At 36.1% G+C, this 13662-nt stretch carries 18 protein-coding genes; 10 read left to right on the top strand and 8 right to left on the bottom strand.

Annotated features, from left to right (window positions below; genetic code table 11):
- The first annotated feature begins 38 nt into the window (after window positions 1-38).
- Window positions 39-860, top strand: coding sequence for a late competence protein ComER (gene comER / locus N782_RS07960; RefSeq protein ID WP_036818252.1), 822 nt, complete (start codon window positions 39-41; stop codon window positions 858-860).
- Between the two features lie 93 nt (window positions 861-953).
- Here comER and N782_RS07955 read toward each other — a convergent pair whose 3' ends face one another.
- From N782_RS07955 to N782_RS07920, 8 genes are read right to left on the bottom strand one after another with little or no spacing between them, the layout of a single operon-like run.
- Window positions 954-1718 (bottom strand): class I SAM-dependent DNA methyltransferase, encoded by a 765-nt coding sequence (locus N782_RS07955; RefSeq protein ID WP_036818351.1) that lies wholly within the window; start codon window positions 1716-1718, stop codon window positions 954-956.
- A gap of 2 nt (window positions 1719-1720) precedes the next feature.
- Window positions 1721-2089: a ribosome silencing factor gene (gene rsfS, locus N782_RS07950; RefSeq protein ID WP_036818251.1), complete on the bottom strand. Its 369-nt coding sequence runs from the start codon at window positions 2087-2089 to the stop codon at window positions 1721-1723.
- A gap of 22 nt (window positions 2090-2111) precedes the next feature.
- The gene (gene yqeK / locus N782_RS07945; RefSeq protein ID WP_036818249.1) at window positions 2112-2678 is read right to left on the bottom strand and encodes a bis(5'-nucleosyl)-tetraphosphatase (symmetrical) YqeK; all 567 of its coding nucleotides are present in this window, start codon (window positions 2676-2678) and stop codon (window positions 2112-2114) included.
- On the bottom strand, window positions 2665-3234 hold the full coding sequence (locus N782_RS07940; protein ID WP_036818247.1) for a nicotinate-nucleotide adenylyltransferase: 570 nt from the start codon (window positions 3232-3234) through the stop codon (window positions 2665-2667). Before N782_RS07940 ends, yqeK begins: the two co-directional genes overlap by 14 nt.
- Before the next feature lie 15 nt (window positions 3235-3249).
- Complete coding sequence (gene yhbY, locus N782_RS07935) at window positions 3250-3540, bottom strand: ribosome assembly RNA-binding protein YhbY (RefSeq protein ID WP_036818245.1); 291 nt, start codon at window positions 3538-3540, stop codon at window positions 3250-3252.
- Window positions 3534-4382, bottom strand: a complete 849-nt coding sequence (gene aroE, locus N782_RS07930; RefSeq protein WP_036818243.1) for a shikimate dehydrogenase — start codon at window positions 4380-4382, stop codon at window positions 3534-3536. The genes yhbY and aroE overlap by 7 nt, the downstream gene beginning before the upstream one ends.
- A gap of 19 nt (window positions 4383-4401) precedes the next feature.
- Entirely contained in the window at window positions 4402-5502 is a 1101-nt protein-coding gene (gene yqeH, locus N782_RS07925; protein ID WP_036818242.1) for a ribosome biogenesis GTPase YqeH, read from the bottom strand.
- Entirely contained in the window at window positions 5490-6020 is a 531-nt protein-coding gene (locus N782_RS07920) for a YqeG family HAD IIIA-type phosphatase (protein ID WP_036818241.1), read from the bottom strand. The genes yqeH and N782_RS07920 overlap by 13 nt, the downstream gene beginning before the upstream one ends.
- 580 nt (window positions 6021-6600) lie before the next feature.
- Here N782_RS07920 and sda point away from each other — a divergent pair.
- From sda to N782_RS21795, 9 genes are all read left to right on the top strand, one after another.
- Entirely contained in the window at window positions 6601-6741 is a 141-nt protein-coding gene (sda, locus tag N782_RS20995) for a sporulation histidine kinase inhibitor Sda (protein WP_084103016.1), read from the top strand.
- Window positions 6742-7029: 288 nt separating this feature from the next.
- A complete protein-coding gene (locus N782_RS07915) occupies window positions 7030-9360 on the top strand; it encodes a Na+/H+ antiporter subunit A (RefSeq protein WP_036818239.1) in 2331 nt (776 codons plus the stop codon).
- A gap of 1 nt (window position 9361) precedes the next feature.
- Window positions 9362-9700, top strand: a complete 339-nt coding sequence (locus N782_RS07910) for a Na(+)/H(+) antiporter subunit C (RefSeq protein ID WP_036818236.1) — start codon at window positions 9362-9364, stop codon at window positions 9698-9700.
- The gene (locus N782_RS07905) at window positions 9693-11174 is read left to right on the top strand and encodes a Na+/H+ antiporter subunit D (protein WP_036818233.1); all 1482 of its coding nucleotides are present in this window, start codon (window positions 9693-9695) and stop codon (window positions 11172-11174) included. The genes N782_RS07910 and N782_RS07905 overlap by 8 nt, the downstream gene beginning before the upstream one ends.
- Before the next feature lie 6 nt (window positions 11175-11180).
- Window positions 11181-11657: a Na+/H+ antiporter subunit E gene (locus N782_RS07900; RefSeq protein WP_036818230.1), complete on the top strand. Its 477-nt coding sequence runs from the start codon at window positions 11181-11183 to the stop codon at window positions 11655-11657.
- A 1-nt stretch (window position 11658) separates the two neighbouring features.
- Window positions 11659-11967, top strand: a complete 309-nt coding sequence (locus N782_RS07895) for a Na(+)/H(+) antiporter subunit F1 (protein ID WP_036818227.1) — start codon at window positions 11659-11661, stop codon at window positions 11965-11967.
- Window positions 11948-12322, top strand: a complete 375-nt coding sequence (mnhG, locus tag N782_RS07890) for a monovalent cation/H(+) antiporter subunit G (RefSeq protein ID WP_036818225.1) — start codon at window positions 11948-11950, stop codon at window positions 12320-12322. Before N782_RS07895 ends, mnhG begins: the two co-directional genes overlap by 20 nt.
- Before the next feature lie 295 nt (window positions 12323-12617).
- The gene (sigK, locus tag N782_RS07885) at window positions 12618-13331 is read left to right on the top strand and encodes an RNA polymerase sporulation sigma factor SigK (protein WP_036818223.1); all 714 of its coding nucleotides are present in this window, start codon (window positions 12618-12620) and stop codon (window positions 13329-13331) included.
- 81 nt (window positions 13332-13412) lie between these two features.
- A complete protein-coding gene (locus tag N782_RS21795; RefSeq protein WP_202595677.1) occupies window positions 13413-13571 on the top strand; it encodes a hypothetical protein in 159 nt (52 codons plus the stop codon).
- Window positions 13572-13662 lie beyond the last annotated feature (91 nt).

Raw genomic sequence — 13662 nt, 5'->3', positions numbered from 1 at the left:
AAAATGTAGAAGACCTTTGGAGTAAAGGAGGGACATCGATGAAATGGGGAATAATTGGTACAGGTAATATGGGGAGAATTTTAATTGAAGCTTGGTTAGATTCTGGAATGATCAACCAATCTGACTTGTATATTACCAATCGTTCTTTAGAGAAGGCATTATCTGTGAAAGAATATTATCCAAGTATTAATGTGATTAATGACCCAGCAACATTAGCTCAACAAGTGGATTTGCTATTTGTTTGTGTAAAACCATTGGATATATATCCTCTATTAACTGATATACAATCACAGTTAACCGAGAAACATTGCTTAGTATCTATCACCAGTCCTTATTCTGTTGAGGAACTTGAGGACCTAGTTCCTTGTCAAGTCGCCAGAATCATTCCCAGCATAACTAATAGAGCAAGAACTGGAGTAAGCTTAATGACCTTTGGGACACGTATTGATCCTGTAATGAAAGCGTACCTCCAACAAAGTGTGAAACTATATTCGAAACCACTTGAGATCAATGAATCCATTACTAGGGTATCATCGGATATCGTATCATGCGGTCCTGCTTTTTTCAGTTATATCATCCAACGTTTCGTGCAGGCTGCGTGTGAAGAAACAGATATAACAAATGCAGAAGCGACTACCATGATAACAGAAATGTTAATTGGGTTTGGTAAGTTAATTGAAGAGGGGTATTATTCTTTATCCACACTGCAAGCTAAAGTTTGTGTTAAGGGTGGTGTTACAGGAGAAGGAATTCAAATACTGGAAGAGGAAATTGGAGACATGTTTCATCAGCTTTTTCAAAAAACACATAATAAATATGATGAGGATAAACGAGAGATATCAAATCAGCTAGAAGGCTAACAAACATATTCTACCCTCATTCATAATTTCCTTTTTTAATTTCACAAAAAAATAAAAAAACGTCCAGATTTTAAAAAGAGGAAGCCTCACAAATTAGGCTTCCTCTTTATTTAACGGCTTTTCACATACAAAGAAAATGCGATCATGTTCTTTTTCATCGAAACCTTCCTCATCCGAAAAATCACCGTGAACACTACATAATTGAAAGCCAGCTTCTTGTACGCTCTCCACGTATGTTTCAACAGAAAATGTTCGTTGATGATGAACCTCATCAAATCGCTCATATTTATTGCCTTCTCTAACAAAAAATGTCAAGTCATGAGAAACAGTGTACGGAGTGAGACCTTCTTCGCAAAACCAAATATAAGATATATCATCTGTCACCGCTCCAAAAGTCTGGTTAGCTAAAAAGTCTTGAACATAGCCTGTAGAGTGTACATCAAATATTAATTTCCCACCTGGAGCTAGTAATTGATAAGCATTGTTCATAAATGCTTCTACTTGGTGAATGTCAGTTAAATAGTTCACAACATCACAAAAGCATACAACGGCATCATATGTCGCACTAGTATTCAAATTGGTAATATCCATCTGTAGCCATTGTATAGTAGATTGACTTTGTAATGATTTTTGGTGAGCAATAGTAAGCATTTCTTCTGATACATCAATCCCAGTCATGTTAAAGCCTTCTTCATCTAAACGCAGGGTAATTTCACCCGTTCCTGCTCCTAAATCAGCTATATTTTTAACCGCTATTGACGACTCACGTAAACGATTTTTTGTGAAGCTTACCCACTGATCATAAGGAACATCACTCATGAGTTCGTCATACACCTGGGCAAATCGTCCGTAACTCACCATTACATTTGACCTTGGTCTTGTTCAATCTCTTGATACGTATAAGTTGGTGCATCTCCCCATAGACGTTCAAGGTTATAATAACCACGTTCATCTTCATGGAAAATGTGGCATACAACGTCATCTAAGTCTACAAGAATCCATCTAGAATGCTCAAAGCCTTCTAGTCTTTTCACTTCGATATCTTTTTCTTCCACATCTTGTTTTATACCACGCGCTATTGCTTGAACTTGGCGTTCATTCGAGCCATGACAAATAAGGAAATAATCTGCAATAAGAGATACGTTTTTCATATCTAGTACAACAATATCCTCAGCCCGTTTATCGTCACATGATTTTGCTACTAGCTCCATCAATTCTTTACTTTCCATTCTATGATTACCTCCAGCTTTTCTAGTTTTTATTTGCTTTCGTTAATGCGTTGTATGCATTAAAGGTTTCAGGATAAATCGGTTGGTTTTTACTCATAAGAAATTGGATTGTATTTTTTGCTGCCATCCAGCATCCATGATTTAAATCCATCCATGCTGCATCACGAACATCTGAGAGTCCTGGAAACTTTCTACCTGGCTCAATATAATCAGCAAGAAAAATCACTTTATCAAGAGCACTCATATGAGATCGTCCAGTTGTATGATAATGTATGGAATCTAATATTTCCCGATCATGAATTCCTACTTCTCTTTCGACAAGCTTAGCTCCAACTGGACCATGCCATAACTCATGATGATAGTGAAGCAAATCCTTTGGCAAATAAGTTGTTTGAATCCAACGTCTCATCTCATCAATAGGACGGTATTTAGCATAATCATGAAAAATAGCAGCTATTTCAGCTTTTTTTTCATCTACACCATATGTTTGAGCAAGCTGAATAGCAGTTTCCATTACTCGCACAGTGTGATCATACCGCTCCTGTTTAAGCTTTGGTTTTACGATTGCTAGTGCTTCATCTCTTTCCATACAAACCTCGCTCCTTTATATAGGTTTCAACTCTTTCTGGCAATAAATACCTTGTAGATCCACCACCTTGAACGCGGTTACGGATGAGAGTAGAAGAAACTTCAAACATAGGAATTTCAACTTTTATTATGGGATATTCGCACTCTAGTTCAAATCCCTTTCGTTGAACTCCAACAAAGGATACTAGTTCAAGTAACTCCTCAATTCTATGCCATTTAGGTAAATACTCCACCATATCTCCGCCCATAATAAAATAAAACTCCGTATCCTGGTAGGTATTCACAAGAGAGCTTACCGTATCGAACGTAAATGATGTACCAGATCGTTCAATCTCAATGGTATTTACATCGAAATGATGGTTTGTTTGGACAGCCATTCGGGTCATCTCTAATCGATCTTCTGTATTTGTATCTGTTGAATCTTTATGAGGGGGATCATTTGATGGAATAAACCATACTTCATCAAGGTCTAGAGCATGATACACTTCTTCTGCTACCAGTAGATGCCCGAGATGAGGAGGATCAAATGTCCCTCCTAACAGCCCAATTTTTTTCATGCTATACTCCTTTTTTTAAGGTAGTTGGATTTCCTTATTATTGGAAGATTCTTTGTAAAGAATGATGGTGTTTCCAATGATTTGAACAATTTGAGCTTGTGCTCCGTCAGCCAATTCTTGAGCTACCTCATTTTTGTTTTCAAAGTTATTTTGTAAAATGCTAATTTTAATTAATTCTCTCTTCTCTAATGCTTCATCGATTTGTGTAATCATGTTATCTGTTACACCAGTTTTCCCCACTTGAAAAATTGGGCTTAAATGATGTGCTTTTGATCGTAAAAATCGCTTTTGTTTACCTGTTAACATGTTTCATCACCTTTCAATTGTTGTTCAAATTTCCTTAGAAGTTCGTCGGCTTGAATCGTTGTATTTGTCCATATTTCGTAAGCTAAAGCTGCCTGATAAATCAACATGCCATGGCCGTGTAAAACACGAGCACCTTTTTGTTTCGCATCTTCAAGGAATACTGTCTCAAATGGCTTATAGACAATATCTGCAACAATTGCTCCCTTTTTCACATTTGCCAAGGAAATAATTTGTTGATCGTCATTAGGGGGCATTCCCACAGAGGTTGTTTGTACAATAATATCATACTGCTCAAGTGATTTCTCTGCCTCTTCTAAAGAGATTGCTAAAGAAGGAGTGTGTTGATCATTTAATGCAACAATCGTATTTGCTCTTTCCGGTGTGCGATTAGCAATATCAACTCTTGTCATATTCTTTTCTAAAAGGGCAGTATAAATCCCTCTCGACGCTCCTCCAGCACCAATACATAGTGCTTTACAAGAGCTTAAATCAACTTCTGGATAGGCTTCCAGTAACGATCGAACAAACCCTTTACCATCTGTATTATATCCAATCCACTCACCATCTTGATAGAGTACAGTATTCACTGCACCAACCTTCTCAGCGTAAGGATCAAGCGTATCAACATACTGCAAGATATCTTCTTTATAAGGTACAGTAACATTAAATCCATCTACTTGTAATTGCTTCATAGATGATAGTGTACTCTGTAAGTCTGCAGGAGAAGTTTCAAAAATTCGATATAATCCTCTTTCATGTTGTTGATCTAGGAAATGATGATGTATCCAAGGAGACCTTGAGTGCTTTGCTGGATACCCAATCAATCCAAATAAATAACCCATACTTTGTTACACCCTCCTATCATATTAGAGATGGCCGTAGCGATACTCGCACGCCTGCTGGTGAATAGGCAGTAACAGTTATACCACCTTCTGGAACCGTTACCCATCCTAAACCAGAAAACACAATGTCCGTTTTACCTTCTTCTATATAAAAGGATTGTGGCTTTAATGGGGGTAATTTAGCTAAAGTAATTTCATTTGGAGGGACTAAGATTTCTCCAACGTGATTTTGGTATAACTCATCTGCTTTTTCCAATTTAGTTCTATGAATCATTAATTCGTTGGAAAAGTAGCATACAAATGAATGTCTATCCCCTTTTTCAAAATCTAAACGGGCTAGACCACCAAAATAAAGAGTTTGTTCTGGATTCAATTGATAATTTCTTGGTTTAATTTCCTTCTTTGGTGTAATCACTTTTAAATCTTGATCTGAGACATAATGGGCCATCTGATGATGGTTGATAATACCAGGAGTATCAAACAAGGATGAGTTCTCATCTAAAGGAATATCAATAAATCCTAATGTTGTTCCAGGAAAATATGATGTCGTTATAGCTTCTTTTTCCCCTGTAGATTGATGAATTAAATGATTAATGAATGTAGATTTCCCGACATTTGTACAACCTACTACGTAAACATCGTTCCCTTTTCGCATCTGATCCATCTTCTGTGCAACTTCATTCATTCCTTGTCCTGTTTTAGAAGACACTAAAAACACATCTGAGACTTTCAAACCTTGATCTTTAGCAGATTTCCTCATCCATTGCATTACTTTATTTGGGTTAACAGACTTTGGTAGTAAATCAACTTTATTTCCTACTAGTAAAATCGGTTTATCTCCCGTAAAGCGAGGTAGACCTTGAATAAAGCTACCATTGAAATCAAATATATCGATGATTTTCACAATTATCCCATTTGCTTCACCAATTTGATTTAACATATCCAAGAAATCATCATTTGTTAAATCTACATCTTGAACTTCATTGTAATGCTTCAACCTGAAGCAACGTTGGCAAATAACCTCTTCTCGATTTAATGCTGAGGAAGGCGCATATCCAACTGCACTTGGATCATGGGTTTGAATTTCAGCTCCGCATCCTTGACATATTATTTTTTCCATTGTTGTTCCTCCCATGAAATCATACCTTTACGACGAAACCAGCTTAAAAGACGTCGTTCTATCTTTCTGTTAATTCTTGTTAAAAATCCATCTGTTTGCACAATTGGGACCACTAGAATCGTATGCAATCCAGCACGATTCCCACCCAATACATCAGTCAACAGCTGATCCCCTATTACAACCATCTCATCTTTTCTTATTCCCATTGCATGTTGAGCTTTTCTAAATGCTTGTCCTAATGGTTTTCTAGCACTATAGATAAAAGGAATATCTAAAGGCTCTGAAAACGATGTTACTCGTTTTTCATTATTATTCGATATAATGGTGACTTGAATCCCATTTTCTTTCATTAACTTGAACCACTCGACTATTTCTGGAGTAGCATCTCTGGTATCCCAAGCCACCAGTGTATTATCTAAATCTGTAACAATGCCCTTGATCCCTTGATTTTTTAAGTCCAAAGGTTTGATTTCAAATACAGATTGAACGTGCTGATTTGGTAAAAACTTTTTTAACACCGGATTCACCTCAATTTCTACCTATTACCGAACCATTTACCACTTATTCATGATATACAATTTAGCGTTGCCTTTCAAAAAAAAGTTTCAATTTTTTAGAGAAACCTAATCATTATATGTGAATGATTGCTATTTAGGCAAGAAACTTTTCGACAAATTCCTACAAAGATTTTATTGTGGATAACTTACTCCACAAAACTCACAGTATTACATCAGGTTATCTTTCCATTATCAACCAATTACCCACAAGTTATATACAGGATCCTGTGGATATCAACTCTGTTGTGGCTAATTAGGATTCATGATAAAGTTAATTTACATTAAATGAGTTACATGTTCGAACAACAACACCTTAATGAAAAGCTATAATTGTCTACCTCAGCTATCGGACTTCAAAATACGCTGAATGAAGGAGACATTAAAGCTAGCCATCTAAGAAAGGATAAGCGCCCGGATCTTATTAATCTCCGTATTAAACTCACTAAGATATAAGAGAAAGGCACTTAATACATTGGATTGACTCATAAGTTTATTCCAAGCAGGAGGTGTGTTAGCCTGCATTATATGCTGGCGATGTACTATGGAACACTTATCTGATGAATTGTTAATTGATGCTTATATAAAAGCTACTGAATTAAACTTAAGCGATGAATTTATTAGACTAATTGAAGAAGAACTAAAGCGAAGGTCTATTTCTCATTCGATTAAGCAAACTAGTTAAAGATCCTTCAGCGCCTTATCACAAAAAGTGTGATAAGGTTTTTTTATGAAGATTTTTTTATAATCCTACTCAACCCTATCAAAGATGGGAAGACTTAAAGATAATGTAGATTTAATATTATTAAATTCTTTCCTATTTAATATAAAAATTATCATAGCGCCTTTGCAAGTAAAGATTAGTTGAACCTAAGACCCTTTTTTGCTTACAATGGAGTGGATACTATCTCAACAAGAAAAAATCGTTTGCTTAAGCAACTAGCTTTGCAAAACGAGGGAGGATTTAGACTCAATGTTAATTGCTGTATTTTTGCCACTCATATTTGCGTGTCTTATACCCTTCTTAAGTAAATGGAAACAAAAGGTTCATACAGGATGGTTTGTTTTACCTATTCCTTTCAGTATATTTTTGTTCCTGATTCTTAAAGTAGGTAAACAATTTTCACCCATTTCACAGTCCTATGCTTGGATCCCATCGCTAAATATAAACTTTGATTTATATTTGGATGGACTTGGACTATTGTTTGGACTATTGATTAGTGGTATTGGCACCTTAGTGGTTCTATATTCCATATATTATTTACATAAGACTGAACAATTAAGCCATTTTTACGTATATCTTCTTATGTTCATGGCTGCTATGTTAGGCGTTGTATTTTCAGACAACGTTTATGCTCTATATTCCTTTTGGGAGCTTACATCTTTTTCATCCTTTTTATTAATTGGATTTTGGAATCATCGTAAGGGATCCCGTTACGGCGCGTTAAAATCGATGTTAATTACGGTTTTTGGTGGCTTGAGCTTACTAGCTGGACTTATCCTATTAACAATTGTTACTGATACAACAAGTATTCAAGCAATGATTGATCAAAAAGACGTTATTTTGAATAGTAATTACTTCGGATGGATTTTAGGCTTTCTTTTCTTAGGAGCCTTTACAAAATCAGCTCAATTTCCATTCCACATCTGGCTTCCTGATGCGATGGAAGCTCCAACACCAGTTAGTGCGTACTTGCACTCTGCAACGATGGTAAAAGCAGGTATCTTCTTGGTAGCTCGTTTCTTACCTATTGTTTCACTAAGTGAATGGTTCTTTTTCATTGTTAGTGGAATAGGTATCATCACCCTTTGTTGGGGATCCTTCATAGCTGTACGCCAAACTGATCTAAAAGGGATTCTAGCTTATTCTACAATAAGCCAACTTGGTATGATTATGGCTATGCTTGGTTTTGGAACAGATGCTGCTATTTTTGCTGCTGTATTTCACATTCTAAACCATGCCACGTTTAAAGGTAGCCTATTTATGGTCGCTGGTATAGTAGATCATGAAACAGGAACAAGGGATATTCGAAAACTAGGTGGATTAATGACACTTATGCCAATCACAGCTACATTAGCCTTGTTTGGTACGTTCTCAATGGCCGGTGTCCCTCTACCATTCTTAAATGGCTTTTACAGTAAAGAGAAGTTCTTTAAAACGTCACTAGAATTAGAAGAAGCTAGTGGAATCGTTCAAGCACTAGCAACAGCTATGCCAGTTTTAGCTGTTTTAGGTAGTATCTTTACATTCGTGTATTCTATGTACCTTGTATTTGGTACATTTAGAGGTGAATATAAAGAGGATGAGCTTCCTCAAAAGCCTCATGAAGCACCATTTGGAATGCTTATTTCACCTATGATTTTAGTTATTGGAATTATTGTCATTGGATTGTTCCCACATTTAGTTAATGGTTCTTTCTTAGCTCATGCAGCTGAAGCCATTAGCGGTCATGAAAGTCATGCTCATATTAAATTCTGGCACGGATTCGTACCTCCGTTATACATGTCTCTTGCAGTTGTAGCTTTAGGAACACTTCTTGTGATAACACGTAAACGTTGGAATTCTATTTATAACGTTGTTCCAGGTACGCTAACTTTTAACCGTGTTTATGACTGGTTGGTTGATCGTACTGAGCTCTTCTCCTCGAAGATTACGAAAACCTATATGACTGGTTCATTAAAGCTTTATGTACAGCTGATTTTAATTGCGATTATTCTTGGTACCATTAGCATGCTTCTCATTACTAATGGCTTAAACCTAGAAGCAACCGACCTGGCAAGAATAAGGTTACCAGAGTTATTAGTGGTAGGGATGATGGTTCTAGCCTCTATCGCAACTATTTTTACAAACAACCGAATTGCCGCTATTCTTATTTTAGGAGTAGTAGGATATGGATTATCTATATTATTTGTTTTATATCGAGCTCCTGACCTAGCACTAACACAGTTGATTATTGAAACTGTAACAGTAGCTCTGTTTCTATTAGTATTCATGCATCTGCCGAAGTTAGAAAAACGAAATGAATCAAAAGGATCTATCGTTATGAATGCTACTATTGCAATATCCTTTGGAGCTATGATGACTATCGTTGGGATTTCCTCTTATACGAGCAAATGGTTTGAATCTATCTCTGGCTATTTCTTAGAAACATCTAAATCGTTAGGTGGAGGAAGTAACGTCGTTAACGTTATTTTAGTTGATATGCGTGGATTAGATACCTTGTTTGAAATTTGCGTGTTAGGAATAGCAGCATTAGGAATTTATGGAATGATTAAACTTCGCCGTAAGAAGGAGGCGAAATAATATGGAAATCATAACATCAATGTTAGCTGGTATCCTATTTGCAACCGGCGTGTACAATTTATTGCAAAAACAAATGTTACGAATCATTATCGGAACAGCTTTGCTCTCACATGGTGCCCATTTGTTTATATTAACGATGGGGAAGCTAAAACGTGGGAAACCACCAATATTGGTAGAGGGTGTGGAGAATTACGTAGACCCTCTACCTCAAGCACTCATTCTAACCTCCATCGTTATAAGTTTCGGGGTTACAAGCTTTTTGCTAGTTTTAGCTTATAGAGCTTCATTGTTAAACGAAACAGATAATATGGAAGAATTAAGGGGTAGCGATCATGAGTAATTTAGCCGTCTTACCAATTTTAATACCATTGTTAGCTGGAATTTTCTCAGCTTTTATAAACAAGAAAACCAAAATGGTCCGTATATTCTCTATACTGGTATCCATTATTAACTTAATAGTTGTCTCCTATATTGGATATACCATCTTTCAAAATGGTTCCATTATTTTAGAGACTGGTGGTTGGAAAGCACCTTATGGCATTGTCCTAGTAGCTGATATGCTCTCCATTCTGTTAGTGATTACGACAAATATAATCGCTGTAGCCTGTATCTTCTTTGCAAGAAAAAGTCTTAGTCAGCAACAAGAAAGCTTCTACTTCTATACATTCTTTTTCTTTTTAATTACTGGTGTATCTGGAGCATTTTTAACTGGTGACTTATTCAACTTGTTCGTTTTCTTTGAAGTATTACTTATGTCGTCTTATGCGCTTATCGTTCTAGGTGGAGGAAAAATTCAGCTACGAGAATCAATTAAATATGTGTTAATTAATTTATTCTCCTCTATCCTGTTTGTTACGGTCGTTTCCTTTTTATACTCTGTAGTTGGAACTGTTAACATGGCTCAAATCGCTGAACGTGTTCAGGAAGTAGAACAAAAAGGAATTCTAACGACGATAGCCATTCTATTGTTTTTTGTATTTGCTACTAAAGCAGCAGTATTTCCACTATATTATTGGTTACCTAAATCATATATCGTACCTAACCCAGTAGTATCGGCCTTATTTGGAGCATTGCTAACAAAGGTTGGGATTTACTCTATACTAAGGGTATTTACAACTATCTTTGTCTATGAGATTGATATCACACATCAGTTTTTCTTATGGTTAGCAGCCCTGACGATGATTACAGGTGTTATTGGTGCATTATCCACCAATAACATAAAGTTGATTATTTCCTATAATATTATTCCAGCAGTCGGATTTATGCTTATGGGAATAGGCTTATACACGGAAGCTTCTATTTCAGGATCTATATACTATCTATTGCATGACATGGTTGTGAAAGGGACATTGTTCCTTATTGTAGGTGCTATAGTTGCTCTAACTGGAACAAGCGATCTAAGAAAGATGGGAGGGCTTATTCATCATTACCCTGTAATAGGATGGTTGTTCTTTGTGGCTTCTCTTACTTTGGCAGGTATCCCTCCGTTTAGTGGCTTTATAGGTAAATTATTGCTATTACAAGAAGGGCTTGCTCAAGATCAGATTGCTATTGTCATAATTGGCTTAATCACGAGCCTCTTGATTCTCTTCTCGATGATTCGTATTTTCATTCAAGCGTTCTGGGGAGAAAAAGACGATACTATTACGCCAAATCGTGTAAAATCAAGAGCATACGCTTGGCCAATAGCATTCCTTGTCGCCTTTTCTGTTTTTCTCGGAGTTGGAGCTGAATATGTGTATCCGATGGTTGAAGACATTTCCGCATATTTATTAGACCCATCTCAATACATCGATTCCGTGTTAAAGGAGTAGACTATTATGCCTTTTCAGATTGTATTAAATATCACCATCGCAATCATGTGGATGTTCTTAAATGAAAGCTATCAATTCAGTAATTTCGTTGTAGGATATCTAATAGGAATCTTTATGCTGTTTCTATTACAGCGATTTATACCTGATGAATATTACATGAAGCGCGTCATGAAGATTATCTATTTAGTATTACTTTTTATAAAAGAGCTTATGCTTTCTAATGTTACCATCTTAAAATGGGTATATAAGCCAAACTTGGACATGGAACCAGGAATCTTTGCATTACCTATTGATTTAAAAAGCAATTGGGAAATAACATTACTGGCAAATCTTATTACACTTACACCTGGTACACTTTCCATTGCTGTATCAAATGACCATTCCTATATTTACGTACATGCTATGAATATAGAGGATGTTGAAGAAGAGATTAACTCCATTAAAGATTCCTTTGAAAAGGCAATTAAGGAGGTGACAAGATAACATGGAAACCTTAGAGATGACACAAGCTTTATTAGAAATTGTCACCGAAATTTGCATCGTTGGGGTATCTATTTCGTTATTTATTCTACTTTACCGTGCTATCAAGGGGCCAACTAACCCTGATCGTGCTGTTGCTCTAGATACAATTGGCATAAATCTTATGGGATTGGCTGGTTTAATCGCCATTTATCTTGTGACAACTAAGTTAAATGATATTATTTTACTAATAGGTATCCTATTATTTATAGGAACTGTTGCTATCGCAAAATTCTTGGAAAAGGGTGTTATCATTGAGCGGGACATGGATTGAAATCATATGGGACATCGTGATCATGCTTTTCCTTCTATCTGGTACTTTCTTTATTATTTCAAGTTCTATTGGAATACTACGGTTTCCTGATGTGTACACTCGACTTCATGCTGCAACAAAAGGCGCAACATTAGGTGTAGCTGGAATTATGATTGGGTCGTTCCTATTTATGTATATAGAAAATGGGATTGTTAGCGGCAAACTGATACTTGGAATCATTTTTGTCCTAATAACAGCACCTGTATCAGGTCACATGATTTCACGCGCTGCTTACCGTAGTGGAGTTCGACTATGGGATAAAAGCATAAAAGATGATTATGATAAAGCATTTAAATCAGAAGAGCAACAATCGTAACTTAAATAATGAGCATTCTACTTTAATAGTAGAATGCTTTTTTAATGTGAACATATGTTACAGATGGTTAGCTGCTAAGTATGATGGCTTACAAATTTCAATGGAGGTAAACAATCCTCTTCTACTTTTACTTTATCGGTTTACCTTTTATCTTCGTACTCCCTTTTTCTATTCCAGAACTTGTTCTAAATACTATGCTATTACTTTTCTATACTGGACAGACACAATCCAAATTCGTGCTGCATAAGGATACTATATAGGCTATAGCCTAAATGAATGGTGGAGGTGCATGCGTTTGTCTAGCTTGGTGTCTGCTCTGGTTTATCTCGTTAAAGAAACGATATTCTTTGTGTCTTATGTAAAAAATCATGCCTTCCCACAGCCACTTAGTTCAGAAGAAGAAACAAAATGTCTAGAAGCCATGCAACAGGGAGATGAAGATGCTCGAAATCGTTTGATTGAACATAACCTACGTCTTGTTGCTCATATTGTGAAGAAATTTGAGAATACAGGCGAGGATAATGAAGATTTAATTTCCATCGGAACGATCGGGTTAATCAAAGGAATAGAAAGCTTTTCTCCAGGTAAGGGGACAAAACTTGCCACGTATGCTGCTCGCTGTATTGAAAATGAAATATTAATGCATTTAAGAGCGCTTAAGAAGACGAAAAAGGATGTTTCTTTACAAGACCCTATTGGCCAAGACAAGGAAGGGAATGAAATTAGTTTAATTGATATCCTTAAGGCGGAAAATGCAGATGTTGTTGAGTTAATCCAATTAAATATGGAAGTGGAAAAGATTCAAGAATACTTACAAATATTAGATAGCCGTGAAAAGGAGGTCATTATTGGCAGGTATGGCTTAGGTTTAAAAGATGAATTAACGCAACGAGAAATTGCCAAAAAACTAGGTATATCAAGGAGTTATGTATCACGTATTGAAAAAAGAGCTTTGATGAAAATTTTTCATGAATTCTATCGTAAAGAAAAAAATAAATCTTCATACTAATCAAATAGGCTATTCCCTATACAAATCTTCCCCTCCGCTCATATCCTATCATAACAATACAGGTTAATGAGGTGAGAGTGCATGTACGGTTATGGAGATTTTGGATATCCTTATACAGCCTATCCACTCGCATGTGGGTATAGACCATACTATGGTGGATACGGTTTAGGTTTAGTTGTGGTATTGTTAATCTTATTGTTAGTACTTGGTGGTTTTTTTTATTACAGGTATTATTATTAATCAATCTACCCGAATTTAAAAGTTCGGGTAGATTGAGTATTGTATAGGCTATGTTAAAGTTTGGTGTTGATTTTGGAATCAACTAATCTAA

Origin of the sequence: Pontibacillus yanchengensis Y32 (assembly GCF_000770635.1) — a bacterium.
Taxonomy (GTDB): Bacteria; Bacillota; Bacilli; order Bacillales; family BH030062; genus Pontibacillus; species Pontibacillus yanchengensis.
Note: the sequence above shows the minus strand (reverse complement) of the source record. Positions and strands in the feature narration are given on the sequence as shown.

Bases quoted from the DNA above. Each gene is read 5' to 3' on its own strand.
- yqeH (WP_036818242.1), bottom strand. From the start codon at position 5,502: ATGGAAAAAATAATATGTCAAGGATGCGGAGCTGAAATTCAAACCCAT.
- yqeK (WP_036818249.1), bottom strand. From the start codon at position 2,678: ATGGAAAGAGATGAAGCACTAGCAATCGTAAAACCAAAGCTTAAACAG.
- yhbY (WP_036818245.1), bottom strand. From the start codon at position 3,540: ATGTTAACAGGTAAACAAAAGCGATTTTTACGATCAAAAGCACATCAT.
- N782_RS07900 (WP_036818230.1), top strand. From the start codon at position 11,181: ATGCCTTTTCAGATTGTATTAAATATCACCATCGCAATCATGTGGATG.
- comER (WP_036818252.1), top strand. From the start codon at position 39: ATGAAATGGGGAATAATTGGTACAGGTAATATGGGGAGAATTTTAATT.
- N782_RS07915 (WP_036818239.1), top strand. From the start codon at position 7,030: ATGTTAATTGCTGTATTTTTGCCACTCATATTTGCGTGTCTTATACCC.
- N782_RS07895 (WP_036818227.1), top strand. From the start codon at position 11,659: ATGGAAACCTTAGAGATGACACAAGCTTTATTAGAAATTGTCACCGAA.
- aroE (WP_036818243.1), bottom strand. From the start codon at position 4,382: ATGGGTTATTTATTTGGATTGATTGGGTATCCAGCAAAGCACTCAAGG.
- N782_RS21795 (WP_202595677.1), top strand. From the start codon at position 13,413: ATGTACGGTTATGGAGATTTTGGATATCCTTATACAGCCTATCCACTC.
- N782_RS07905 (WP_036818233.1), top strand. From the start codon at position 9,693: ATGAGTAATTTAGCCGTCTTACCAATTTTAATACCATTGTTAGCTGGA.
- rsfS (WP_036818251.1), bottom strand. From the start codon at position 2,089: ATGGAAAGTAAAGAATTGATGGAGCTAGTAGCAAAATCATGTGACGAT.
- N782_RS07910 (WP_036818236.1), top strand. From the start codon at position 9,362: ATGGAAATCATAACATCAATGTTAGCTGGTATCCTATTTGCAACCGGC.
- sda (WP_084103016.1), top strand. From the start codon at position 6,601: ATGGAACACTTATCTGATGAATTGTTAATTGATGCTTATATAAAAGCT.
- N782_RS07940 (WP_036818247.1), bottom strand. From the start codon at position 3,234: ATGAAAAAAATTGGGCTGTTAGGAGGGACATTTGATCCTCCTCATCTC.